Origin of the sequence: Kushneria indalinina DSM 14324 (assembly GCF_003385845.1) — a bacterium.
In the GTDB taxonomy this organism is placed as follows: Bacteria; Pseudomonadota; Gammaproteobacteria; order Pseudomonadales; family Halomonadaceae; genus Kushneria; species Kushneria indalinina.
This window is the reverse complement of the sequence record NZ_QRDJ01000007.1, coordinates 234173-259602: the sequence shown is the minus strand read 5'-3', so window position 1 is coordinate 259602 and position 25430 is coordinate 234173. Positions and strand designations below refer to the sequence as shown.

The window sequence follows — 25430 nt, the reverse complement described above, 5'->3', positions numbered from 1 at the left end:
GATCATGAAAGGCATTTATGGATGGCTGCTGGCGGCCACGCTTGCCGGGTGTGCCGGCAATGCGGCGCAGGAGCGTACACCGGTGCAACACGACGGGGCGCTGGATCAGGCCAGTCTGAGCTTTGACGGGCATCGGGTCAGTGGTACGGGCGGCTGCAATCGAGTGTTTGGCCCGGCCCGTGTTGAACAGGGCCGGCTGATCGTCGGGAATCTGGCCTCAACCCGCATGGCGTGCCCGGACAATGAGACAGGGGACCAGGCGCTGATCGACTTTCTGGAGAGCCGTCCGCGCCTGATCCAGGGGGACAATGACGAGTGGCGTCTTGAGGGCGAGTCGCAGCAGATGGCGATCGAGCGGGTGCCCATGCAGTAGGGGCAGGCACCCGGGGCGGTCAGCCCATGGGCGCTTCGCTGTCGCTTGCGTCGACGTCGAGCATGTGGCTCAGGTCGAGCTGGATGTAGGTCTCATCAAACTGCGCCTCACGATAGAGGCGCTCGTAGTCGAGAATTTCCAGCATGCGGCGCTGTTTTTTGACCATCCCCTCACGGGCCAGCTCGCCGAGCATGCGGCTGACATGCACGCTGGTCAGGCCCAGAAGGCTGGCCATGAGCTTCTGGTTCATGGGGAATTCAAAGCGATGGCCCATATCGGGGCTGGTGTGCTTCAACCGCAGATACATCTCGATGATGAAATGGGCGATCTTCATGCGCGCACTGCAGTGCATCAGACTCGCCACGCGCTCGGTCATCAGCGCCTGATCGCGTGAGGCGGTGGCGAAAAAGGCCGCCGACAGCGAGCGTGACTGCTGACAGGCGTCCAGAATGTGGCGATAGGGGAAAGCGCAGACGGTGCCATCGGTCATCATGCGCACGTCGGTCAGATGGCGTCCGAAGGTGAAATCACGCAGCCCGATAATGTCGCCGGGGGTAAAGATCTCGACCACCTTCATCTCGCCCATCAGCGAAATCTTGTAGGCATAGGCCCAGCCGCTTTGCAGCGTGTAGAGCGTTTGCGTGCGCTCGCGGAAATGCCACAGGCTCTCGTGGCGCCTGACGGTTCTGGCATCCTTCTCGAGATGCGCCAGTATCTCTTTTTCGTGTTCGCTGAGTGAAATCAGATTGCTGAAGTTTTCAACGATACAGCCATGACTCATCGTCATCTCCTGCTGTGTCGGTCCCTGTTGCGAGTGGATCGCCTCGGGCGGGGATACGGGCAATCGTTCAGGGCTGGCTCGGTTATTGTCATGAGCCTGTTTCACTATTAGCGTGTATTTATTAGATTTTTTTATGTCAGAGCGTAGATTGAGCATGGCGCATGTGGTCCATGTTCACCACCTCTGACAGGGCAATGGCGACGAAATGATCATCCGTGCGTAGTTTGTGCGCCTTCGGGCGGGGACAATCGCTGCGCGCTCTGCCAGACTGGCCTGTCACCGTGTTGGCGTGGCACATTCGTCAGGCGACAGCATGCTGTCTATCCCGATGTGGGACATCAGGACGCGTAGCAGCGCTGCTAACGTGTCGTAGTTCAATGACTGCTGGAGTAGTAAAAGGCAATGACCAGACAACAGATTGGTGTCATGGGAATGGCAGTAATGGGGCGCAATCTGGCGCTCAACATCGAAAGCCGCGGCTATACGGTGTCGATCTATAACCGTTCCTCTGAGAAAACCGACGAAGTGCTGGCTGACAATCCCGACAGCAAGCTGGTCCCGTTCTATGAGATCGAGACGTTTGTGGCCTCGCTGGAAAAGCCGCGCCGCATCCTGCTGATGGTGGCCGCCGGTGAAGCCACGGACAAGACCATCGAGTCTTTGAAGCCGTATCTGGACCAGGGCGATATCCTGATCGATGGGGGCAATACCTACTATCCGGATACCATTCGTCGTAACCGCGAGCTCTCCGAGGCGGGTCTGAACTTCATCGGCACCGGCGTTTCCGGTGGCGAGGAGGGCGCCCTCAAGGGCCCCTCGATCATGCCCAGCGGCCAGCGCGACGCCTATGACATGGTCGCCCCGATCCTTGAAAAGATCGCCGCGCGCGCCGAAGACGGCGAGCCGTGCGTCAACTATGTCGGTCCCGACGGTGCCGGTCACTACGTCAAGATGGTGCACAACGGCATCGAATACGGTGACATGCAGCTCATCAGCGAAGCCTACGCCATCCTCAAGGACGGCCTGGGGCTGTCCAACGACGAGCTGGCCGATGTCTTCGCCGAGTGGAACAAGGGCGAGCTTGACAGCTATCTGATCGACATCACCGCGCGTATCTTCAAAAAGCGTGACGAGGATGGCGAGTACGTGGTCGACACGATTCTCGACTCTGCAGGGCAAAAGGGCACCGGCAAGTGGACCAGCAAGAGCGCGCTGGATCTGGGCGTGCCGCTGCCGCTGATCACCGAGTCCGTTTTCGCCCGCTTTATCTCCTCTCTCAAGGAAGAGCGCGTGGCGGCCTCGAAAGTGCTCAAGGGCCCGGCTGAGACGCCCTTTGAAGGTGACCGCGCCGAGTTTATCGAAAAGGTCCGCCAGGCGCTTTATTTCAGCAAGATCGCCTCCTACGCCCAGGGCTTTGCCCAGATGCGTTCGGCAAGCGATCATCACGACTGGAATCTCGACTACGGCTCGGTCGCCAAGCTCTTCCGCGCCGGCTGCATCATCCGCGCTCGTTTCCTGCAAAAGATCACCGATGCCTACCAGGAAACGCCGGATCTGGCGAACCTGTTCATGGCGCCGTACTTCTCCGACATCGCCGAGCGCTACCAGCAGTCGCTGCGTGACGTGATCAGCCATGCGGTCCAGAACGGCATTCCGGTACCGACCTTCTCGTCTGCGGTGGCCTACTACGACAGCTACCGCGCCGAGAAGCTGCCGGCCAACCTGGTGCAGGCCCAGCGTGACTTCTTCGGAGCCCACACCTACAAGCGTCTTGATCGCGACGGCGTGTTCCACACCGAGTGGCTCGACAAGTAAGCCCCGCGACGCCCTGGTGTCTCAAAACCCCGCGCCTGTCGCGGGGTTTTTTATGCCTTCGGGGGCTGATCGGTGCGACCAAACGCCATCAGCGCCTCGATCAGCGCCATGCCGGCGCCGGGCAGCTCGGCGGCGTTGCGCACCACCACGCTGCGCTCGCGCGTCGCCCAGGGCGCATCGATATGGATCAGGGCCAGCGTCATGAGCCGGCGATGGCGCAGTGCGGCGGATTCCGGAATCACGCCGACCCCGACGCCTGCGGCCACCAGACGACAGATCGCTTCGAACCCTGAGACCTGAACGCGCAGCTTCAGCTCGGCGCCGACGCTCTCGAACCGGCGAGTCAGAAACTGCATGAGGCTGCTGGTATCCGGCAGCCCGACGTGGAAGTCCTCCACCAGATCTTCCAGCACGACATTCTGGCGCTGCGCCAGCGGATGATCCGGGGCGGTGATCAGTACCAGCCGGTCGGTGCTGAAGTGATAGCGCTCGAGACCCGCGGTGCTGATGGGGCCGGCCACGATGCCCATGTCGGCGCTGCCCTGCTCCACGCCGCGTACCACTTCATGGTTGAGACGCTCGCGCAGGTCAATGGTCAGCCGTGGTCGCTCGGCCAGAAACTCGCCCAGCACGGCCGGCATCAGCTCGGTGACGGCGGTGGTGTTGGCCAGAATGCGCAGATGGCCGGCGCGGTCGTCGTCGCCTGCCATGTCGTGGGTGAGATGATCAAGCTGGCGCAGTACGCGCCGGGCGTGGGTCAAAAGGCGCTGACCCGACGCGGTCAGTGCCATGCCGCGCGAGCTCCGATAGAAAAGCCGCTTGCCCAGTTGCGCCTCAAGCTGCTGGATGCGCGCGCTGGCCGCCGCCGTGGAAAGACATGCGTGGCGGGCACCCTGAGTAAGGCTGGGTGCCTCGGCCACATGCACGAAAAGGCGCAGATCGGTCAGGTCAAGGGACATGGGCTCCTGCCGGAGAAGGGCCGGACGCGCCGGCATGGCGTTCGCCTGAGCCTAACGCAGGGTCCGGCAAAGGCCAATTCTCCCTGCGGCCAAAAGCAGGCAGGCTTCAAGGTATCCACAGCGAGGAGTCCGCCATGACGAACGCCGCCGATGTTCCCACTCCCGGGCCGCTTGAAGGCATTCGGGTCGTCAGCCTGGAGCATGCCATCGCCGCGCCGTTCTGCTCGCGCCAGCTGGCGGATCTGGGCGCGGAGGTGATCAAGATCGAGCGCCCCGGCACGGGCGATTTCGCCCGCGGCTACGACAGTCGCACCCGCGGGCTGGCCTCGCACTTTGTCTGGACCAATCGCGCCAAGAAAAGCCTGACACTCGATGTGAAGGCTGCCGAGGGCGCCGGCGTTCTGTTTGAGCTGTTAAGTGATGCCGACGTGCTGATCCAGAACCTGGGCCCGGGGGCGAGTGCACGCCTGGGACTGTCGTTCGAGGCGCTTCGTGAGCGCTTCCCGCGTCTGATTGTCTGCGACATCTCGGGCTATGGCAGCGACGGCCCCTATACCAACAAAAAGGCCTACGACCTGCTGATCCAGAGCGAATCGGGGCTGTTGTCACAGACCGGCACGAAGGACACGCCGGTCAAGGCGGGCGTGTCGATGGCGGATATCGCCGCCGGCATGTACGCCTACAGCAATATTCTCGCCGCGCTTTTGGCCCGCGGTCGCAGCGGACAGGGCAGCCATATCGATGTCTCGATGCTCGAGGCCACCGTGGAGTGGATGGGCTATCCGCTCTATTACGCCTTCGAGGGGGCCGAGCCGCCGCCGCGCGCCGGCGCGTCGCATTCGACCATCTACCCTTACGGCCCCTTTCCCGCCGGGGACGGTCAGTCGGTGATGCTGGGACTGCAAAACGAGCGGGAATGGCAGACGTTTTGTACCGGGGTGCTGGAGCGCCCGGCGCTGATCGATGACGTGCGCTTTGCCACCAATGCCGATCGCAGCGAGGCGCGTCAGGCGCTGGATGGCGTCATTGATGAGGTGTTTTCGACCCTGTCGGCCGATGACATCGTGGCGCGGCTCGACCAGGCCGGAATCGCCAACGCCCACGTCAATGAGATGGCCGATGTCTGGGCCCATCCGCAGCTGGCCGCGCGTAACCGATGGCGCGAGGTGGACTCGCCCGTCGGGCCGCTGCCGGCGCTGCTGCCGCCCGGCCAGGGTCGGGCCTTCGACACCGTCATGGGGCCATACCGGCGCTGGGCGAACATACCCGCGAGATTCTGGTCTCACTCGGTCATGACGAGACAACCATCAAGGGCTGGCGCGAGAAGGGAGTGGTGTAAATGGCGACGACATCGATCAATGCGGCAGAGCGCATCAGAACGGCGCGATCGGCCCTGTTTGTGCCTGCGACCCGGTTTGATCGTATCGGCAAGGCGCTGGCCAGCGAGGCCGATCTGGTGATCGTCGACCTCGAGGACGCCGTGGCGCCGGAAGACAAGGTACTGGCGCGTGAGTGCCTGGAGCAGTTCGTGGAAGAGTCGCCGGATGTCGCCCTGTGCGTTCGCATCAACGCCCCCGACAGCGAGCACTTCGACACCGATCTGGATCTCTGCGCTCGGCTGCCGGGCGTGGCAGCCATCATGGTGCCCAAGGCCGAGGCCGCCACGCGGCTCAAGCAGGCCGCGGCGCTGGACCGCCCCCTGTGGCCGCTGATCGAAAGCGCCGCGGGCCTTGAGTGGATCGACGAGATTGCCGCCGTGGACGGCGTGGAGCGCTTGAGCTTTGGCGCGCTGGATCTGGCGCTTGATCTGGATCTGGAAAGCGCCACCCCCGGCGCCGAGGCGATACTCGATCAGGCCCGCTATCAGCTGGTGCTTCACTCCAGGCTGGCCGGGCTGGCCCCGCCCATGGCCGGCGTGTCACCCGTGCTTGATGATGACGATGCTCTTTACACCACCGCACAGCGCGCCCGCCAGATGGGTTTTGGCGGCATGCTCTGCATTCACCCTCGCCAGCTGGCTCCGGTACTTCAGGCGTTCATGCCCGACGCCGAACAGCTCGAGTGGGCGCGCAGGGTGCTTGAAGGCGCGCAAACACAGGGCGGCGCCTTTCGCGTGGACGGTCAGATGGTCGATGCCCCGGTCATCGAGCGCGCCCGACGTCTGCTGGCGCGCGGCGGTCAGGGCGGTGGCCATCCATGATCCACGGAGAGGCAATGCCTGAGCGGCTTTCAGCCGTTCGAAATGGCAGCGCTACCTGTTTGGACTAACGCCAGGGCGTGACGAGGCCTTTGTGCGCAACAGGCCCATCGTGGTCAAAAGGGTAATCATGGTGCCCAGCAACAGTGCCCACGTCGGGTTGCTGCTGGCATCCAAAAGGTACCCTGACCATGTGCCTGCCAGCATAAAAAGTGAGGCCAGTGAAAAGGTAATGCCGACCATGTCGGGATATCGCTTTCCGGCAAAGCGTTTCTGTCGGGCGCAGAGATTGGCCACATTGCAGTAGGCGGCCGCGAGATAGAGACAAAAATTCAGCATCATATAGACGGACAGCATCGGCATCGACACATCATTGCCATACATCCGCACCATGCCCAGCATCATGAGTTCGTCGACGGTCACAACGAACATGGCCAGCGTCACATGATGGCGATAGCGAAAGCGATGTTTCAGGGCATAAAACAAGAGTGGCCCGATCATCGAGCCCAGTCCCCCCAAAATCCCCACCATGGCAACGATTTCCCCCTTGTTGTCGGCCTCGGCTGCCAGCCACGGTGGCATGTAGTAGAGAAACAGTCCCATGGAGAGATAGATCAGCGGCGTTGTCACGGGGGCGCTGGCCGAAAGGCAAAATATCCGGCCACGAAAATATCGGATGCCTTCGATCAGATCGAGGCGTGAAGCGTGATTGCTTCCGGGGTCATATCGATTTTGATTGGACAGAAAAAGCGTGTCGCGCTTCATGGCTGCCCAGCGAAAAAGAAACGACGCCAGTGTCATGATCAGATTGATGACCAGCACGGCATAAAGGGAATAATCGATCAGCAGGCTTCCCAGCGGCCGGCCAATGACCAATGTGGCCAGGGTCAAAAGGCTAAGGGAAAACGCGTTGAAACTGACGGCGGTTCTGTCCGATTCAAGCGATAGGGCGCCGGCATAGGTGCCATTGGCGATGCTGGTGATGACCGGGATAACGGACGTCAATATAACGTAGGTGATCAACACGACCGGTGTTGACAGTGACCCGTCATAAAGCAGGAGCAGCGCCACCAGCGTAATGATCATGTCGTAGACTTCGCAGATCAACAGTACCCGGTAGGGGGAGTAGTGACCCAGCAGTCGTGCCATGACATAAGCAGAGGCATTGATGGCCCTGGAAAACGTGGTGTATAGCGCAATCCATACCGGGGACAGCATGCCCACCGCGACCAGTGTTGGCACAGAGCCCTCGACCACGGAAGAGCCGGCGTAGGACAACATCAATCCCGATAGCATCAGCATGTGGGGTTGGCGCAAAAGCCCTGACGGCGCCGGTCGGAATGTATTACGGATGCGCCTTGCCCTCACGCCAGTAGCCCATGGCAGACACCTGTCGTTTTGGCACCGCCAGTTCATCCACCAGATAGCGGCGAATGTTCAAACATACCCGGGATTCGGATGCGATCCAGGCATAAAAGCTGTCGTCCGACTCAGGAGCAGACACGTCCCACAGAATCTCTTCATCGATATCGATAGCCAGCGCTGAACTGGTGGCAGAGGGGGAAGATGACTGCTTCAGCGCAAGAGTGCGCACCGCCCGGGAAAGGCGCTCGCCGTGACAGCACCGGGTCTCTTCCCTGGGCAGCCAGACGGCATCGATCCACTGCGGGATGCAGCGACAGTCCGCTTTCAGGGGCACCTCGAGCAGCGCCTGCACTCTGGGTTTGGGCGCATTGGCAAAACGCGCGTCAAGCTCCTCGATGATCCCCATGACGGCGGGCAAGGCGGTTTCATCCGCGACCAGCAGAAGATGCTCGATACTGGCGGGCGGTCGCCACTCGCAGCCGATGGCCTTGCCGGTGTAGTGGATGCAGGGCGCATTGATCGAGAGGGCATCCCCCGGGCGGGCCCTGCTCGCCCAGCGTGAGGCCGGACCGGTATCGCCGTGCAGCACAAACTCGATATCCAGCTCCTTTTGTTCCGGGCGGACTGCGCGAATCGTATAGGTGCGCATGGGCGGGCGCGCCTCCGGCGCCATGTTCTTGTAGGCGCTGTACCAGTCCTCGCCGTCGGCAAATCGGGCCGCCATGCTGGCGCTGTCTTCATCGGACGGTGGAAAAAAGAGCTTCACTCGCTGATCCGGCGCAAACGTCGTGGCCATATCCAGATCGTTTGCCGTAAACGTAAGGTTCACCATGGACGGCGAGATCTGCTCGCGGCGCTTGAGCGTCATGTCAAAAAGCTGATAGGGCGTCGTTGCTGGCATGGGATGGATCCCTGAATGTAAAGGCTATCTGGCGTTAAAGAGAATAATAATATTTCTCATTTTGTTGCAAGGCGCCATTCATGCTGCCGGTCAGGAGGACGCGCCGAACCTCATTTTCTGAACCGGTTTAACAATTCATTTCAAAACAAGGCTCAGCAAAAGCAACGAAGGCAGAAAGGAAAGGTGCGATAACGCCGCTGGCGCATGCGATGGCAATTGCCAAAGGTTGATAATGAGAATTATTATCTTTCGCAACAACCGCAAAATGATCACAAGATGACCGTTGTGGCGCAGCGCATCTTTCTCGAGCCAGGGGAGCCGTCTTTCCAATGTTGTCGATCAAGTACTTCAAAGGATCCGTAAAATGTCTGGCCCGCGCGCCGCTGCTTGCGGGTGTCGTGGTGAGCGTATGGACAGCTGATGCGCTGGCCCGGCCCGTGCAGGAAAGCGATCAGCCCCCGGATACGATGGTCATCACCGGGGAGAACCTGTCGGATGTCGACGGTCCGACACAGGGGTATACGGCGCAGGCCAGCGATGCCGGCACCAAAACCGCCACACCGCTGGCCGAAACCGCGCGCACGATCAACGTGGTGACGCGCCAGCAGCTCGACGACCAGGGCATTACCAATATCAACGATGCGCTGCTCTATACGCCGGGTGCCTTTACCGGGCTGGCGGGTGCGTCCAAACGTTCGGACGTGGTCTCGCTGCGCGGCTTCCACGGTGGTGATGTGGACAACACCTTCCTCGATGGGCTGCGGCTGCAGTCGGACCCCGGCGCCTACTCGGCGATGCAGATCGACCCGTTCTTTCTGGAGCGCGTCGACGTGGTCAAGGGGCCGGCGTCCGCACTGTATGGCCGAACCATGCCGGGCGGCATGGTGTCGCTGACCACCAAAAAACCGCAGCCGGAGCAGCAGGGGCTCTTCCGGCTTTATGGCGGCAGCTTCGACACCTACGGGGCCGGTATCGACGTGACCGGCCCCTTGAGTGATCCGAGCCTGGGGGCCTATCGCTTCACGGCGCTGGGAAGTCGCTCCGACACCCAGTTCGATGTTGCCAAACGCGAGCGCTATGCGCTCATGCCGCAGCTGACGCTCTACCCGGACGAAGATACCGATCTCACCCTGCAGGCCTACCTGCAGCATGACCCGGCCGGCGACTATCACGGTGCGGTGCCCTATGATCTGAGCGCCAGCGGCGCGCGCTTTGGCGGCACGGTTGATTCTTCCTGGTCGGACGCTGACCCGGCCAACGACGTGTTCAGGCGCAACCAGCGCATCTTCTCCTATCAGCTGCAGCACCGCTTTAGCGATAATCTGACGTTCAACTCGCGCGCTCGCTATACCAACATGGATGTGGAAGTGGGGCAGGTCTATCAGGCCGGGTTCAACGGCAACGGTGCGGCGCTGGCGCGATATTACTCCGGCGCGGATGAAGACCTGCAGGCCTTCTCGACGGACAACAATCTGCAGTACGAGCTCATGACGGGAGAGGTAGAGCACACGCTGCTGGCTGGCGTTGACTTTCAGCGCCGTAAAAATGACGTGAGGTTCAGCAGCGCCGGCGCCAGATCGCTTGATCCCTTTCGTCCGGATGACTCGGGCAACTCTCTGACGGATGCGCCGAGCAGGGATAGCGATGACACTCGCAGAGTGCAGCAGGGCGGGGTCTACCTGCAGGATCAGATGCGCTGGGACCGCTGGCACCTGACGCTCGGCGGACGTCAGGATTTTCTGGATCGCGAATATCACTCCCATCTTAGTGGCGCCACCGACAGCCGCAGCGACAAGGCGTTTTCGGGCAGTGCGTCGCTGCTGTATCGCTTCGATTCAGGCATCGCGCCCTACTACGCCTATAGCGAGGCTTTCAATCCCAGCGCTGACTCCTCGGTGGATGGCGCCGTACCGGACCCGGTGAAAAGTCAGCAGCATGAAATCGGCATCAAGTATCAGCCGCCCGGGACGCGCGATCTCTATCAGCTCGCCTTTTATGACCTGACCCAACAAAACGTCCAGCAGCGCACCAGCGTCAGCCCGGTAGCCTATATCAGTGCCGGCGACATCCGCTCGCGCGGCGTTGAGCTGTCCGCCAACGCAGCGCTCACCGATCGGCTCAACATGATCGCCGGCTACAGCTACAACGATATTGAATATCGCGACAGCATCAGTCAGGACGGCGTCAATATCGACGCCGGCAAGACCCCGGTGCTCTCGCCCGAACAGACGGCATCGCTCTGGATGCAGTACGACTTTACGCACGGCATTCGCGGCGGCGTTGGTGGTCGCTACGTCAAGGGCAGCTACGCCGATGCTCAAAACACGCGCAAAACCGGTGACTACACGCTGGCCGATGCCTTCGTAAGCGTTGATCTGGGCGAGGTCTCCAACGAGCTGGATGGCGCCACGCTCAAGCTGAATGCCACCAATTTGTTTGACAAAAAATATGTCACGGGCTGCTTCAACGAGAGTTACTGCTATTTCGGCGATGAGCGACAGGTCACCGCAACGCTGGATTACCGTTTCTAGGAGACAAGGACCGGCCACTAGCGCCTGCTGAAGATGAAAGTGCCATACTGGGTGGCTGTGTTATCCACACCCGATGAGCCCTTTCATGACCCGATTTATTGTCCTTGTGCTGACGGCCGTACTGGCCGCCGGTGCACTCTCTGCCGCCGCGACGGCAACGCCGTTTGAATCACGTTTTCTGCGCGCCTCCGCCTCGGATGCCCTGCCGGACACGGTGGCGCGTTCGCTGGGTGAGGAGTCCGAGGCGCTTAATACGCTGTTTCTCGCCTGGGCGGACGATCAGACGCTGGTGTTCAACGGCGCGCTGGCGCTTTCGCGTCACGGCGATACCGCCCGCGAGGTGCTGACCGAATACGGCTTCGAGCCCGGCTTCCAACAGATCCTTTCCCGCTTTGGCCCCGACGCCGTACTGCCGGTAGCCTGGTTCCATGACAACGAGGTGCCGACTCTGACCGCGCGCCACTGGGCGACGCAGCGCTACCGCGAGGCGCGCGGGGCGATTGCCGGCTGGTGGAGCGACGACGAAGCCGACAGTGACGCCACCGATTCAACGACGGATGAAGCGCGCGGCCTGACGCCGTATCAGCGCGGTCTTTATGGCGTCGCCTTTTTACAGGCGGAGGGCTACGGCTTTCTCGATCAGTTCGTGGTGGATGAGCAAAGCCGGGTGCACTGGCTGCAGGGCGAGCGACTGGTCGCGGGCGTGGGGGATTTCTTTACCGGCGGCCTGCGCGATCTGGAGCGCACCGTGCAGGGCCCGGCCTCCGTGGGGCCGGCCGATATCGCCTGGGCGGGCGTCGATGTCGTGATGATGGCGGGTGCCATCAAGTGGCTGCGCGCCGGTCGCGCGATGCGGGCCGGGGCGCTTGAGAGCCGGGCGGTAGCGGGCGCCAGCGGCGAGCTTAGAAGCTCACGGGCGCTGGTACCGGCCGGCCTTCGCTTCACCCGGCTGTCGCGGCCGGCAAAGCTGGCCGCCGTCGGCGCCACGACCTGGATCGTGGTGCGTCACCCGTCGTTGATTAACGGTCTGGGCGCCAACCTGGCGCAGTGGCTCGGCTGGCCGGTGAAGCTGGGGCAGTTTCTGCTGTGGTTTGTGATCGCGCTGCCGTTTCTATGGCTGATTAATCTGGCCTGGCGCTGGCTGATTCGCCCGCTTTTATGGGTTTTGCTCACCGCGAGCCGCAGGGGCGGGCGACGCGATGCCCGGGGTCGAGATGTGTCACCGACGTCTGCCGAGTAGATGACCCGCCGTCCGGCCGTCAATTTGCAGCACACCGGGGCCGGGCGCCCCGGTGTGCGTTGGCGTCAAACCATCAGGATTTTCTGCCGCCGTCTTTCGACACCACCGGGGATTTCTGCTGTTTCAGCGAATCCATGAAGGTGTCATCCAGACCCAGATGCGCCCTGACCAGCTCGGGTGGGGTCAGCGCCAGCCACTGGTTCAGCGAAATGTCGGCGTAGTGATCGCTTTTGAACAGTTCCAGAAAGCGCATCGTGGTGTCGCCGGTATTTTCGATGTAGTGGCCCATGGCAAACGGGATGTAGCCGACATCGCCTTCATGAACGTCATAGGTACGCGCCTCGCCGGCACCGGCAAACACGCCCATGCGACCGGTGCCGCTCAAGTAGTACTGCCACTCGTCGTTGTTGGGATGCCAGTGCAGTTCGCGCAGTCCGCCCGGCTCCAGCTCGACCAGCGCCGCGGCGATGGTTTTCGACACCTTGAAAGTGGAGGAATCGGTGATACGCACCGTGCCGCCGGGTGTCTTGATCGGTTCCTGCTTGAGCATCCGGTGGCTGAAGGGCTCGGGCACCTCATCGGCGCCCTTTGGCCTGACGCTGTCCAGCGAGCCCGGTGTCTGGTTGGCGAAGATGTACTCCTCGCTCGGGTCAGGGGTGTCGCCAAGATGGGAGGGATCGATGCCGAAGTTCTTGGCCAGCACCTCCCTGGGAATGTGCTTGAACCAGTCGCTGAGCAAAAAGGTCGAGTTTTCATCAAAGCCGCCGTCGTCAAAGGCGAGCAGAAACTCGCAGCCATCCGGCCCCAGCCCCTGGATCGAGTGCGGGATGCCCGGCGGGAAGTACCACAGATCACCGGTTTCGACGTCATCGACGAAGTAGTTGCCCTCGGCGTCCACCGCCGTGATGCGCGCCTTGCCGTAGGTCATGTAGGCCCACTCGGCTTCCTTGTGCCAGTGCAGCTCGCGAATGCCGCCTTCGTTGAGGCGCATGTCGACCCCGGCGATGGTGGTGGAGACCGGCAGTTCGCGCTTGGTGACCTGGCGGGTCCAGCCGCCGCTTTCCTGGCGCACGTGGGCATCACCAAAGGGGAAGCGCAGGTTGGGCAGGGTGCCGCTGTCGGTGTCCGGCGGGTTCATCAGGGTGGGGTTGTCACGATCGATGGTCGTGTTGCGAGGGCCGGGGTCGTCACCGCCGACACCGTCGCGTCGCTGCGGTTTGGGAACGGTCTGGGCATAGGCGCCGGAGGCGACCGCCACGGTGCTGAACATGCCGGCAGCTACAAAGCTGCGTCGCGTCAGATGCTTCATCGTGAAATCCTGTCCTTTGAACCAGAGGAAAACAGACCGGTCATGCGTGATGGCCGGGTCTACGCTGCACCGTCTTTCCGAACACTGTTCTGAAAGGCTTCCACTACACTTAAGCCATGCTTAAAGTCTTTGCAAATTTTAAATTTGGGTTAAGTGTTTGGTTTTGTTTCAGCGGGTAAGCCGTGGCCTGGTGGGGCGCGTGACAGGGCGGGGTCATTGATGGTGCCGGCTGAGTGGCAGGCGTATGATGCACAGCGCCGAGGGGCTCACTTCGACCGGATGACGTGCCCAGCCGTGCGTCGCTTGAGAATCGAAAGGAACAGGAAAAACAAGTCATGACCGTGATTCGCCAGAATGACCTGATCGACAGCGTCACCGATGCGCTGCAGTACATCTCCTATTACCACCCGAAGGATTTCATTGACGCCATGCATCAGGCATATCAGCGCGAGGAAAATCCCGCGGCGCGTGATGCCATCGCCCAGATCCTGATCAACTCGCGCATGTGCGCCACCGGCCATCGTCCCATCTGTCAGGACACCGGGATTGTCACCGTGTTCGTCAATGTGGGCATGCAGGTGCAGTGGGACGCCGACATGAGCCTGGATGACATGATCAACGAGGGCGTGCGTCGGGCCTATAACCACCCGGACAACATCCTGCGCGCCTCGATTCTGGAAGACCCGGACGGCGCGCGTCGCAACACGAAGGACAACACGCCGGCGATCATCCACCACCGGCTGGTGCCGGGCGATCAGGTCGAGATTCACGTGGCCGCCAAGGGCGGCGGCAGCGAGGCGAAATCGAAGTTTGCCATGCTCAATCCGTCCGACAGCGTGGTGGACTGGGTGCTCGAGCAGATCCCGAAGATGGGTGCCGGCTGGTGCCCGCCGGGCATGCTGGGCATCGGCATTGGCGGCACCGCCGAGCAGGCGATGAAAATGGCCAAGGAGTCGCTGCTCGACCCGATTGACATTCAGGACCTGCAGGCGCGCGGGGCGTCCAACCGGCCCGAAGAGCTGCGTCTGGAGCTGTTTGACAAGGTCAATCGTCTCGGCATCGGCGCCCAGGGGCTGGGCGGGCTGACCACGGTGCTCGACATCAAGGTCAAGGACTGCCCGACCCATGCGGCCAACAAGCCGGTGGCGATCATTCCCAACTGTGCGGCCACCCGTCACGTGCACTTTCATCTTGATGGCAGCGGCCCGGCGAGTCTGCCGGTACCGCAAATCGATGACTGGCCGGAAATTGCCTGGGAAGCGGGCGAGGGCGTCAAGCGCGTCAATCTCGATGCCATCACGCCGGGAGAGGTCGCCACCTGGTCGCCGGGCGACACGCTGTTGCTCTCCGGCAAGCTGTTGACCGGACGCGATGCGGCGCACAAGCGCATGGTCGACATGATCTCGAAGGGCGAGCCGCTGCCGGTCGATCTCAAGGGCCGCTTTATCTACTACGTCGGCCCCGTTGATCCGATGGAAGGGGAGGTCGTGGGACCGGCCGGCCCGACCACCGCCACGCGCATGGACAAGTTCACCCGTACCATCTTGGAAGAGACCGGTCTTCTGGGCATGGTGGGCAAGTCCGAGCGCGGGCCGAGCGCGATCGAGGCGATTCGCGACAATGGCGCGGCCTATCTGATGGCCGTCGGCGGTGCGGCCTACCTGGTCGCCCAGGCGATCAAGGGCTCGAAGGTGCTGGCCTTTGAGGATCTCGGCATGGAGGCGATCTACGAGTTTGACGTCAAGGACATGCCGGTCACGGTGGCGGTGGATACCCGCGGCGACAGCGTCCATACGCTGGGCCCGGCCAAATGGCAGGAAATCATCGCCCGACGCTGATCCGGAGGGTCATGCCGGCCTGTCGCGCCGCCCCTGTCCGGGGCGGCGCTGTCGTATCAAAGCGCATGACCGGCAGCAGACGGCTGCCTGGCAGACTTAACGTGTCCGGGTGGTGATGGTCTAATGACGGCCTTTCCCCCTTATCCTTCAAGCGAGGCAGTCATGGCCGGTCATCACGGCAACAATCAGGACCCCGGTGCCGCACTGGGGTTCATGGGACGACTCAGCGGCGCCATGGTCGCCCCGGTCGCGATCTATATGCTGCTGTGGCAGGTCGGAATGCGGCTGGTCAACGAGTACGCCGTCACCGGGCAACAGGCGACAAGAATCAGCATTTTGTCGGTGGCCATCCCGGCGCTGGGCGTGCTGGCCTCGATCTTCATTGCCGGTCGTCGCTCCGGCGCCCTGATCGGCGGGGCGGTCATGATGCTTTTCTTTTTATACCTCTACGTCTCTTCGGCAGCGACGCTTGAGTGGGGGCCGCCGCTTCTGACCCTTCTGGGGGTCGGCATCGCCGCTGTGGTGGGTCGCTGGTGCCCGACGCTGGGCGAGGAGCTTTTCGACGCCCTGCAACGCTGACAGGCGATCGGTCTGTGCCGCTGTGTCATTATCCTCTGGTCTATAGACTTAGGTCTGATTCCGGGGGGTGTCCCCTCCTGTAAGATGCCTCGGGCCGTAACGCTCGTTATCGGCAGGGGTTCGTTCAAGGGGATATAACAATGGATGGTTGGACACAGACAATGACGGCCGGCCCTCTGCTGGGGATTGCCGCGGCAGCCATCGCGGCGCTGCTGGTGCTGGTCATACGTTTCAAGCTGCATGCCTTTCTGGCCCTGATTCTGGTGAGTCTGATCACGGCCTTTGCCACCGGCATTCCGGTCAATCAGATCGTGCCGACGCTGGTCAACAACTTCGGCAAGACCCTGGGGGCGGTGGCGCTGCTGGTGGGCCTTGGCGCCATGCTGGGCCGGCTGGTCGAAAACTCCGGCGGCGCCCGGGTGCTGGCCGATCGCATGATTGAACTGTTCGGCGAAAAACGCGCGCCGCTGGCGCTCGGGATGGCCTCGCTTTTAATGGGCTTTCCGATCTTTTTTGACGCCGGTTTGATCGTGATGCTGCCGATCGTCTTCGCCGTGGCGCGTCGCCTGGGCGGGCCGATCCTTTTGTACGCCATCCCCACGGCAGCGGCGTTTTCCGTCATGCACGTGTTTGTGCCACCACACCCCGGCCCGGTCACGGCGTCAGAGCTTTATGGCGCCAATCTGGGCCTTTTGATGCTGGCCGGTCTCGTGGTCATCCTGCCCATGTGGTATCTCTCCGGTTATCTTTGGGGCAAGTTCTGCGCCAAACATTACAGCTTTCAGCTGGCCGAGAGTTTCTTTGGCGGTGTCGACGATGACGAGATCAAAAATCCGCCGACGGTAGGCACCGTGATTGGCATGCTGCTGCTGCCGCTGGTACTGATTTTCATGAACACCGGGCTGGATTTTCTGCGCGCGGCAGGCATGGCCGACCCCGACCAGACCTGGTTTCAGATCCTGTCGACGCTGGGCAGCACGCCGATTGCGCTTTTGATCTCGGTGCTGGTGGCCACTATCGTGCTGGGCACGCGCCGCGGTGAAAACGGCAGTGCGATCGAAAAGATTCTCGAAAGCTCGCTGGGCCCGATCTGTTCGGTGGTGCTGATTACCGGCGCCGGCGGCATGTTCGGTGGTGTCCTGCGCGCCTCGGGCATTGGCGATGCGCTGGCGGATTCGCTGGGTGATCTGGGCCTGCCGGTGATTTTGGCTGCCTACGTGGTAGCCGTCGTCATGCGTCTGGCCCAGGGCTCGGCGACCGTCGCACTGGTGACGGCGGCCGGTCTTATGGCGCCCGCCGTGGCGACAGGTGATTACAGCACCATGCAGGTCATCGCGGTGACGCTGGCAACGGCCGCAGGCTCGGTTTTTGCCGGTCACGTCAACGACTCCGGCTTCTGGCTGGTCGGGCGTTTGCTGGGCATGGACGTGCGCACCACGCTCAAGACCTGGACCGTTCAGCAGACCATCGAGTCGGTGGTCGGTTTCGTTCTTGCCTATATCATGTTCATTATTTTTTAAAGGAAGTTTCCATGGCGGTTAACCCGTTCGACATCAAGGGAAAACTGGCGCTGATTACCGGCTCCTCACGGGGTCTGGGCTATGCGCTGGCCCAGGGGCTTGCCGAGCAGGGCGCCCGCGTCATTATTCACGGGCGCAGTGAAGACACGGTCAATCAGGCCGTGCGTGCCATTGCGGAGGCCACCGGCGCCGAGGCGTTCGGTGTGACCTTTGATGTCACCCGCAGTGACGACGTCAAAACGGCGCTGACCGAGCTGATCGAGACCCACGGCGTGCCGGAGATTCTGGTCAATAACGCCGGCCTTCAGCGCCGCGCCCCGTTTACCGAATTTGAACCGTCAGACTGGGACGCGGTACTGGCGACCAATCTCTCCAGCGCCTTTTATGTCTCCAACGCGCTGGCCCGCCACATGTCCGAGCGCGGCCACGGCAAGATCATCAATATCGGCTCGGTCCAGTCGATGCTGGCGCGTCAGACCATCGTGCCCTATTCGGCGTCCAAGGGCGGTGTGGTGATGCTGACCAAGGGCATGGCGGCGGATCTGGCGCGCTTTAACATCCAGGTCAACTGCATCTCGCCGGGCTATTTCAAGACCGACATGAACACCGCGCTGTGGCAGGACGAAGCCTTTAACAGCTGGGTTGAGAACCGCACGCCGGCCCAGCGCTGGGGCAACGTTCAGGAGCTGGTCGGCACGCTGTTGTATCTGTGCTCGGACGCCTCGAGCTTTGTCTCGGGGCAGAACATCTTTGTGGATGGCGGCATGACCTCGGTGGTCTGAGCCCTTTCGACAGGGGCCCACGGGCCCTTGTGCTGTTTTTGTATTCCCATTTTGTGCCTGCAACGGAGCATGACGATGAAAGCACTGGTCATTCATGGCAAACAGGATCTGCGCGAGCAGGAGTGGGCTACCCCCGAGCCGCAGGATGGTCAGGTGCGGGTTCGCATCGCCTGGGGCGGCATCTGTGGCTCCGATCTGCACTACTATCACGAAGGGGCCAACGGCGCCTTTGTCGTGCGCGAGCCGCTGATTCCGGGGCACGAACTCTCCGGCACCGTCGATCTCGACCCCTCCGGCGAGCTTTCCCCGGGTACGCCGGTGACCTTCCATCCGGCCACTTTCGGCGAGAGCCAGCCGGGCCTTGAGGAGCTGCCGCACCTGTGGCCGAAGGGCGCCTATCTGGGCTCGGCGTCCACGACACCTCATACCCAGGGCGGCATGAGTGAATACCTGGTGGTCACGCGCGGCATGATTCGCGTACTGCCCGAAGGGCTCTCGCTCAAGCGCGCCGCGCTGACCGAGCCGCTGGCCGTGGCCCTGCACGGCATTAATGTGGCCGGCGGTGTGGAAGGCAAGCGGGTGCTGGTGTGCGGCTCGGGTCCGATTGGGCTTTTGACCGCGGCGGCAGCACTTGCCAAGGGTGCCCGTGAAGTCACCGCCACCGACGTCTTTGAAGGCCCGCTCGAGCGCGCCCGCGGACTCGGCGTGCATCACACCATTCGCATCGGCGAGCAGACCCCCGACGCTGAAGCCTTTGACGTGGCGCTGGAATGCTCCGGCGTGCCGGCCTCGATCGATACCGCCATTCGCGCCGTGCGTCGGGCAGGCATCATTGCTCAGATCGGCATGATGGGCGCCGGCGCCCAGCCGCTGGAACTGGCCATGCTGATCTCCAAGGAAATCCAGCTGCGCGGCTGCTTCCGGTTCAATCAGGAAGTGGACGAGGCCATCGAGCTGCTGGCCCGCGATGAGCGCTTTGATCAGGTCATCACCCATGAAGTGCCGGCCGACCAGGCCATCGATGCCTTTGCCACGGCGAAGGACGCTCAGGTGTCCGGGAAGGTGCTGGTACGTCTCTGGCCGCAGGATTGAGCCACACTTGTTGAAACAAACCCTGCAGGAGACTGGTGAGATGCATATTGTCTTTACCGATTGCGATCACGACAGCATTGATATCGAGCGTGAATGTGTCGAGGCCGAAGGCGGCCGTCTGACGCTGTGTCAGGACGTCACGCCCGAGGGCATTATCGCAAACGCTCGCGACGCGCAGGGGCTGATCGTGCAGTACGGGCAGATTACCGAGGAGGTGCTGGCGGCCCTGCCCGGGCTGCGTGTGGTATCGCGCAACGGCGTCGGGATGGATACCGTGGATATCGAAGCGGCCACTCGCCATGGCGTGGCGGTGTGCAACGTGCCGGACTACGGCACCGAGGCGGTCTCGGATCACGCCATCGCCCTGGCCCTGACAGTACAGCGGGATATCACCGGGCTGGATCGTCGTCTGCGTCAGGGCGAGCCGGGGCTGGGGGCGGCAAAACCCATCTTTCAGCTGCGTGGCCGACGATTCGGCGTGGTCGGGGCCGGTGCCATCGGCATGGCCACGGCGCGCAAGGCCGCAGGGCTGGGCTTTGAGGTCGTACTCTGTGACCCGCGGCTGACCCCGGGGGAGACCACGTCCGAGGGCTGGGCGGTGGTGTCCTTCGATGAGCTGCTGGCCTCATCACAGGTGGTGTCGCTGCATCTGCCGCTGACCGAACAGACGCATCACCTGATCGATGCAGACGCGCTGGCTGCCATGCGCGAGGATGCCATCCTGATCAACACGGCCCGCGGCGGTGTGGTCGATACCGCGGCGCTGGTCGAGGCGCTGTCACAGGGTCGTCTGATGGGCGCTGGACTTGACGTGCTCGAAGAGGAGCCGCTGGCCATCGATCATCCGCTGACCCGATTCGATCGCGTCATCCTCACCCCGCACGCCGCGTTTTATACCGAAGAGTCCTACGTCGAGCTCAAGGCACGTTCGGCGCAAAACGCCGTGGATGTGCTCGCCGGCAGGCGGCCGCGCAACATTATTAATCCTGAGGTACTGGCTCAACCCTGACGTACTGGATCGATAGCGCGCCTTTCAATCCTGTATCCGTCCAGCGGAGAAGCGCCCGGCGCTTTTCCGCTTTTTTATATGCCTCGTCAATGTATACCTCTCGCCGATTTATACCTCCCACCAATGACATCGATAGCTTGCCAGATGCGCAATCCTTGCCATGCTGTTAGCCGGCTATTTACATGGCGATCGGGTGAGTCGGTTGCCATTTCATTGAGGAGGGTACGTCATGGACTATCGCAATCTGGGTCGCACCGGACTCAAGGTCTCGCCGCTGTGTCTGGGGACCATGACCTACGGCACGCCGCGGTGGCGCGACTGGGTCCTTGATGACCGGCAGAGCCGGCCCTTTATCGAGCAGGCGCTTAATGCCGGCATCAACTTTTTTGATACCGCCGACATGTACTCTGACGGCGCCTCCGAGGAGGTCGTGGGTCGGGCGGTGAAGAATTTTGCCCGCCGTGAGGAGGTGGTGCTGGCCACCAAGGTGTATAACCCGACCGGCAACAAAACGCCCAACGAGCAGGGGCTGTCGCGCAAGCACATCCATCACGCCATCGATGCCTCGCTCACGCGACTGGGCATGGATTACGTCGATCTCTATCAGACCCATCGCTGGGACTACGATACCCCCATCGAGGAGACCATGGAGGCGCTGCACGAGGTCGTGAAATCCGGCAAGGCGCGCTATATCGGGGCGTCGAGCATGCACGCCTGGCAGTTTGCCAAAGCCCAGCACGTGGCAGAGAAAAACGGCTGGACAAAGTTTTCCACCATGCAGCCGATGGTCAATCTCATTTATCGCGAGGAAGAGCGCGAGATGATTCCGCAGTGTATCGATCAGGGCGTGGGCGTGATCCCCTGGAGTCCGCTGGCGCGCGGTGTTCTGGCCGGCAGCAAGGCCGTGGGCGGTGAAGGGCAGACCACCCGCGCCAAAAGCGATGAGCAGATGCGGGCCTGGAAGCTGGGTCTCGAGCGCGATACACCCGTGATCGAGGCGCTGCATGAGGTGGCCGGTGCACGCAACGTGTCACCGGCGCAGATTGCGCTGGCCTGGCTTCTGCAAAAACCGGGTATTACGGCGCCGATCGTGGGCGCCAGCAAGTCCCACCACATGGACCAGGCCCTGGGGGCGCTCGAGATCACGCTGAGCGAGGCCGAAGTCGAGCAGCTCGAGGCGCCCTACGTGCCCCATGAGGTGGTCGGGTTCGTGTAAAAAACGCTCGCACTGGTATGTTGTGCTGATCGAAAAGCCCCGGCATCTGCCGGGGCTTTTGCGTGAAAGCCATGCTGAATCAATAAAATACGCGAAAGGGTTTGGCAGGGACCGCGGTGATCCCTAGACTTTTTCCGGTTCAAAGGACCGAGACAGATCGCTCGATCCTTGATCATTAAAATATTGAACAACACCCGCGCACTGCTCGGGGCAGCCATCAGGGAGAGAGGATGGAAAACTGGAGTCAGACCATGTCGGCAGGGCCATTGCTGGGTATTGCCGCTGCCGCAATAACAGTGCTTCTGCTCATGGTGATCAAGTTCAGGGTGCATGCCTTTGTCACCCTGATTCTCGTTAGTCTGTTAACTGCCTTTGCCGCCGGTATTCCCACCGATCAGATTGTGCCGACACTGGTCAACAATTTTGGCAGCACGCTGGGCTCGGTGGCACTGCTGATCGGGCTGGGGGCGATGCTGGGCAAGCTGGTGGAGTCTTCCGGCGGGGCGAAGGTGCTGGCCGATCGCATGATCGCGATCTTTGGCGAAAAGCGCGCGCCCTTTGCCCTTGGCGTGGCGTCACTGCTGATGGGCTTTCCGATTTTCATGGATGCCGGTCTGATCGTGATGCTGCCGGTCATCTTTGCCATTGCCAAACGTCTCAATGGCCCGATTATTCCCTTTGCACTGCCGGCCGCGGCGGCCTTTTCGGTCATGCACGTGTTCGTGCCGCCCCATCCCGGACCGGTGGCCGCCTCCGAGCTGTATGGCGCCAACCTGGGTCTGGTGATGCTGACCGGGGTGCTGATCGCCTTTCCGCTGTGGTATCTGTCGGGCTATCTCTGGAGCCGATTTGCGGCCTCGCGCATTACGCTTGAGCAGGTGGCCGGCGGCATGTTCGGCGACAGCGATGAAGAGGAGGTCACCAATCCGCCCTCGATCGGTGCGGTGCTTGCCATGCTGCTGCTGCCGATGGCACTGATCTTCATGAATACCGGGCTGGATTTCCTGCGTGCGGCCGGCATGGCGGACAGCGATGCTGGCTGGTACAAGCTCTGCTCGGCGCTGGGCGAGACCCCGATTGCGCTGCTGATCTCGGTGCTGGTGGCACTTTGGGTACTGGGCGGTCGCCGCGGGAAGTCGGGCACGGCCCTTGAGAAGGTGCTGGACTCCGCGCTGGGGCCGATCTGCTCGGTGGTGCTGATCACCGGCGCCGGTGGCATGTTTGGCGGTGTACTGCGCGCTTCGGGCATTGGTGATGCGCTGTCGGGTTCGCTCGAAAATCTGGGGCTGTCGGTCATCATGGCCACCTATGTGGTGGCGGTCCTGATGCGTGTGGCCCAGGGCTCGGCCACGGTGGCGCTGGTGACTGCGGCAGGTCTGATGGCACCCGCCGTGGAAGCCGGGGATTTCTCGACCATGCAGGTGGTGGCCATTACGCTGGCCACGGCTGCCGGCTCGGTGTTTGCCAGCCACGTCAACGACTCGGGCTTCTGGCTGGTCGGACGACTGATGGGCATGGATGTGAAAACCACGCTCAAGGTCTGGACGACGCAGCAGACGCTGGAGTCCGTACTGGGCTTTGCGCTGGCATGGGTTGTCTTTATGCTGTTCTAGTGCGTTTTGATGCCGTTCTGGTACGCCCGGAACGGATCAAAAAAACGACGCCTTCGGGCGTCGTTTTTTTATGGCGTCAAACCGGAATCCTAGCGGCGGGTATTGCCCGGCACATGGTCCGTAGAGGTGCTGCTGCCCGAGCGCGGTTCGCTGTCACTGCTATCCGAGGAGTGCTGATTGCGATCGCTTGAATCATTGCCATCGGAAGCATGCTTGTCAGCGGCTTCCTGGGCCTTTTCGCTGGCACGATCCATCTGCTCGGAGCCCATCTCGCTGGCACGGTCGACCAGCTGGTCGCGGGTGTCGCCCATGGCGCGCTGTTCGGCCCGCGAGGCGGGGAGAAGCGAGCCCAACAGGGCGCCAGCCGCCAGGCCCAGTGCGCCGGTCGCGACCGGGTTGTCATGGGCCAGATCGCTCAGCCATGAGCCGGTGTCACGCGCCCTTGAGGAAGCATCGTGAAGGCGATCGCTGGAACCCTGTTTCATGCGTTGCATCCTGTCTCCAGCACCGCTTTTCATGTTGTGCGCCCGCTCGCCGGCGCCGCCTTTAATGCTGCGCGCTCGATCACCGGCGCCGTGCAGGGCGTCGCTGGCACGCTGGCGCAGACCACCATCGCTGCCGCTGGAGGACTGCCCCTGACGGTGCTGATCGATGGAAGCGCCTTCGCTGTAAAGGGGCTCATCAAAGAGCGGTTCGTCATAAAGCTCATCATATTCGTGGGTCTGCGGCTCCGTTTCGGCGGCCGCATGACGAGCGCGTTTCTGGCGCTTGTCATTAAACCGGGTCGGCACGTCACCACGACCGGAACCCGACGAATTGCTGGAGTAGATCAGCCAGCCAATGCCCACACCGATCAGCGCCGCCGGCATCGGGTTGTCACGAACCGAACGCCCCAGGTTGGAGAAGTAATCTTTGGCGGAATCGCTTTTCACGTATTCCATGGCGCTGTGCATCATGTGATCGGAGGAGAAGCGCTCCTGAAAATCGCTGAGCGTGTCATCAAGGTGAGAGCGGGTCTTGTTGATGTCGGCCTCGATCTCTTCGGGACTGCGAGTGTCCTGCTGATCCTGGTCCTGGTTCTGATCCTGGTCGCTCATCGTGTGGTTTCCTCTTCCTTGTTGGTGCTGGCATGTTCCTTGAGCATGGATTGATCACGCTGCAGGCTGTCGACCGTGCGATCCGGTGTCATGGCCTGAGTGCTCAGGGTATCGCGCGCCTTTTTCATCATGCTCATGCCAATCAGGGCGACGACGGCGCCTACGATCAGGGCCGAAAGCCAGGGGGCGAGCACGTGGCTCAGACCCAGTACGGCCGCTGCCAGAAGGATCAAAAGCCCCGCGTTAAGGACGGCACCGGCCACCACGATGGAGGCGACGGCTGCGCCGGCGCGCTTGATGTTCTGCTGCATCTCGGCCTTGCCAAGCGCAATTTCCTGGCGGACCAGCGAGGTAACATCATTAAGCAGCGAGGAGAGCATTCCCACCATGCCGCGCGGTTCGTCACCGCCTTCTTCGGCGTGGCGACGCTCTTCGATGCTGGGGTCCTTGTGACCTGAAGGTTGTGTCATGCTCAAACTCTCCCTGTTGATCCGAGCAATACAAGATGGTGTTTCTGTCGGGCTGGTGTTTCGAAAGCCTGATCAGCGATTGGAGCTTTTCAGAAAACGCGACAGCAAAAAGCCGCCCGCGACCATGCCACCAATGAACAGTGCCGGTTCACGACGAGAGAAGTCCTGTGCCTGTTTCAGCAGGGATTCGCTGTTTTCATCACGCAGGCGATCGGCAAATGTGTCGGTCTTGTCTGCCAGGCGGTAGGTATAGTCGGCCAGCGATACCTGATCCTGATCCTTGAACTGCATGGCCATGCTGCGCACGGCTTCCGAGAAGTTCGAGACATAGTCGGCGACAAATCCCTTTTGGCTGTCAGCGCGGCGCAGAGCTTCGTCACGTGCCTGATCGGCCGTTTCCCTTGCCTTTTGCTGCGCCTGTTCCTTGTTCTGCTGTGCCTTGTCGCTTCCCTGTGTTCCGCCAGTACCCGTATTGCTTTGCTGGCGGTTATCGCCATGCATGAAACGTTCATCCGTGTCGTTCATGATGTGCACCCTGAAGCCAAGAAATTTAACCTGAGTCAATAAGGTGGTAATGCACGCAACATCTCACTGTCCGTGTCAGTACCTACACTGAAACAGTAGATTGGAAGCGCCAAACGTCAAGCGAACGGAGGGATTATAAATTCGGGAAGTGACTGGATATTTGTTATCAATCGCTTAAAGATAACTCAGATTAAAAAAGCGTCGGGCAGGTTTGTAAA

General features: G+C 61.7%; 22 protein-coding genes. 14 read left to right on the top strand and 8 right to left on the bottom strand.

Translation table 11 applies throughout. The annotated features are described in order from the left end of the window. The first annotated feature begins 4 nt into the window (after positions 1–4). Positions 5–373 carry an META domain-containing protein gene (locus C8D72_RS07765; protein ID WP_115853845.1) on the top strand — a complete coding sequence of 123 codons (369 nt, stop codon included), beginning with the start codon at positions 5–7 and terminating at the stop codon, positions 371–373. A gap of 19 nt (positions 374–392) precedes the next feature. On the opposite strand, the gene C8D72_RS07760 is transcribed toward C8D72_RS07765, so the two are convergent. Next, positions 393–1154 (bottom strand): Crp/Fnr family transcriptional regulator, encoded by a 762-nt coding sequence (locus C8D72_RS07760; protein ID WP_170140540.1) that lies wholly within the window; start codon positions 1152–1154, stop codon positions 393–395. Between the two features lie 402 nt (positions 1155–1556). On the opposite strand from C8D72_RS07760, the gene gndA reads away from it, so the two are divergent. Next, positions 1557–2969: an NADP-dependent phosphogluconate dehydrogenase gene (gndA, locus tag C8D72_RS07755; protein ID WP_115853843.1), complete on the top strand. Its 1413-nt coding sequence runs from the start codon at positions 1557–1559 to the stop codon at positions 2967–2969. Positions 2970–3019: 50 nt separating this feature from the next. Here gndA and C8D72_RS07750 read toward each other — a convergent pair whose 3' ends face one another. Beyond that, positions 3020–3928, bottom strand: coding sequence for a LysR substrate-binding domain-containing protein (locus C8D72_RS07750; RefSeq protein WP_115854459.1), 909 nt, complete (start codon positions 3926–3928; stop codon positions 3020–3022). 134 nt (positions 3929–4062) lie between these two features. Between C8D72_RS07750 and C8D72_RS07745 the strand changes: the two genes are divergently transcribed. Together C8D72_RS07745 and C8D72_RS07740 are read left to right on the top strand one after the other, a co-directional pair. Beyond that, positions 4063–5388, top strand: a complete 1326-nt coding sequence (locus tag C8D72_RS07745) for a CaiB/BaiF CoA transferase family protein (protein WP_245955196.1) — start codon at positions 4063–4065, stop codon at positions 5386–5388. Next, a complete protein-coding gene (locus C8D72_RS07740) occupies positions 5328–6128 on the top strand; it encodes an HpcH/HpaI aldolase/citrate lyase family protein (protein WP_245955230.1) in 801 nt (266 codons plus the stop codon). The genes C8D72_RS07745 and C8D72_RS07740 overlap by 61 nt, the downstream gene beginning before the upstream one ends. A gap of 51 nt (positions 6129–6179) precedes the next feature. Here the strand turns inward: C8D72_RS07740 and C8D72_RS07735 are convergent, their stop codons facing one another. Further along, positions 6180–7427 carry an MFS transporter gene (locus C8D72_RS07735; protein ID WP_115853841.1) on the bottom strand — a complete coding sequence of 416 codons (1248 nt, stop codon included), beginning with the start codon at positions 7425–7427 and terminating at the stop codon, positions 6180–6182. A gap of 43 nt (positions 7428–7470) precedes the next feature. Then, the gene (locus C8D72_RS07730) at positions 7471–8391 is read right to left on the bottom strand and encodes a siderophore-interacting protein (protein WP_115853840.1); all 921 of its coding nucleotides are present in this window, start codon (positions 8389–8391) and stop codon (positions 7471–7473) included. Between the two features lie 401 nt (positions 8392–8792). Here C8D72_RS07730 and C8D72_RS07725 point away from each other — a divergent pair, with 401 nt between their 5' ends. Continuing rightward, positions 8793–10922 (top strand): TonB-dependent siderophore receptor, encoded by a 2130-nt coding sequence (locus C8D72_RS07725; protein ID WP_170140539.1) that lies wholly within the window; start codon positions 8793–8795, stop codon positions 10920–10922. A gap of 85 nt (positions 10923–11007) precedes the next feature. Then, positions 11008–12162, top strand: a complete 1155-nt coding sequence (locus C8D72_RS07720; protein WP_245955195.1) for a hypothetical protein — start codon at positions 11008–11010, stop codon at positions 12160–12162. Positions 12163–12235: 73 nt separating this feature from the next. Here C8D72_RS07720 and C8D72_RS07715 read toward each other — a convergent pair whose 3' ends face one another. Further along, positions 12236–13471: an oxalate decarboxylase family bicupin gene (locus C8D72_RS07715; protein ID WP_115853838.1), complete on the bottom strand. Its 1236-nt coding sequence runs from the start codon at positions 13469–13471 to the stop codon at positions 12236–12238. 335 nt (positions 13472–13806) lie between these two features. On the opposite strand from C8D72_RS07715, the gene C8D72_RS07710 reads away from it, so the two are divergent. The 8 genes from C8D72_RS07710 to C8D72_RS07675 all read left to right on the top strand — a co-directional run bounded on the left by C8D72_RS07710 (position 13807) and on the right by C8D72_RS07675 (position 23120). Further along, entirely contained in the window at positions 13807–15309 is a 1503-nt protein-coding gene (locus C8D72_RS07710; protein ID WP_115853837.1) for a fumarate hydratase, read from the top strand. A 162-nt stretch (positions 15310–15471) separates the two neighbouring features. Beyond that, positions 15472–15888 (top strand): hypothetical protein, encoded by a 417-nt coding sequence (locus C8D72_RS07705; RefSeq protein ID WP_115853836.1) that lies wholly within the window; start codon positions 15472–15474, stop codon positions 15886–15888. Positions 15889–16049: 161 nt separating this feature from the next. Next, complete coding sequence (locus C8D72_RS07700) at positions 16050–17408, top strand: GntP family permease (RefSeq protein WP_211308807.1); 1359 nt, start codon at positions 16050–16052, stop codon at positions 17406–17408. 11 nt (positions 17409–17419) lie between these two features. Next, positions 17420–18190, top strand: a complete 771-nt coding sequence (locus tag C8D72_RS07695) for a glucose 1-dehydrogenase (protein WP_115853834.1) — start codon at positions 17420–17422, stop codon at positions 18188–18190. A gap of 75 nt (positions 18191–18265) precedes the next feature. Then, complete coding sequence (locus tag C8D72_RS07690; RefSeq protein WP_115853833.1) at positions 18266–19282, top strand: L-idonate 5-dehydrogenase; 1017 nt, start codon at positions 18266–18268, stop codon at positions 19280–19282. Between the two features lie 7 nt (positions 19283–19289). Beyond that, entirely contained in the window at positions 19290–20291 is a 1002-nt protein-coding gene (locus C8D72_RS07685; RefSeq protein ID WP_211308806.1) for a C-terminal binding protein, read from the top strand. A gap of 229 nt (positions 20292–20520) precedes the next feature. Beyond that, a complete protein-coding gene (locus C8D72_RS07680; RefSeq protein WP_115853831.1) occupies positions 20521–21507 on the top strand; it encodes an aldo/keto reductase in 987 nt (328 codons plus the stop codon). Positions 21508–21737: 230 nt separating this feature from the next. Then, positions 21738–23120, top strand: a complete 1383-nt coding sequence (locus tag C8D72_RS07675; RefSeq protein WP_115853830.1) for a GntP family permease — start codon at positions 21738–21740, stop codon at positions 23118–23120. Positions 23121–23209: 89 nt separating this feature from the next. On the opposite strand, the gene C8D72_RS07670 is transcribed toward C8D72_RS07675, so the two are convergent. The 3 genes from C8D72_RS07670 to C8D72_RS07660 form a co-directional block, all read right to left on the bottom strand. Further along, on the bottom strand, positions 23210–24217 hold the full coding sequence (locus C8D72_RS07670; protein WP_115853829.1) for a DUF3618 domain-containing protein: 1008 nt from the start codon (positions 24215–24217) through the stop codon (positions 23210–23212). Then, a complete protein-coding gene (locus C8D72_RS07665; RefSeq protein WP_245955194.1) occupies positions 24214–24687 on the bottom strand; it encodes a phage holin family protein in 474 nt (157 codons plus the stop codon). Before C8D72_RS07665 ends, C8D72_RS07670 begins: the two co-directional genes overlap by 4 nt. Before the next feature lie 72 nt (positions 24688–24759). Continuing rightward, positions 24760–25212, bottom strand: coding sequence for a hypothetical protein (locus C8D72_RS07660; protein ID WP_115853828.1), 453 nt, complete (start codon positions 25210–25212; stop codon positions 24760–24762). Positions 25213–25430 lie beyond the last annotated feature (218 nt).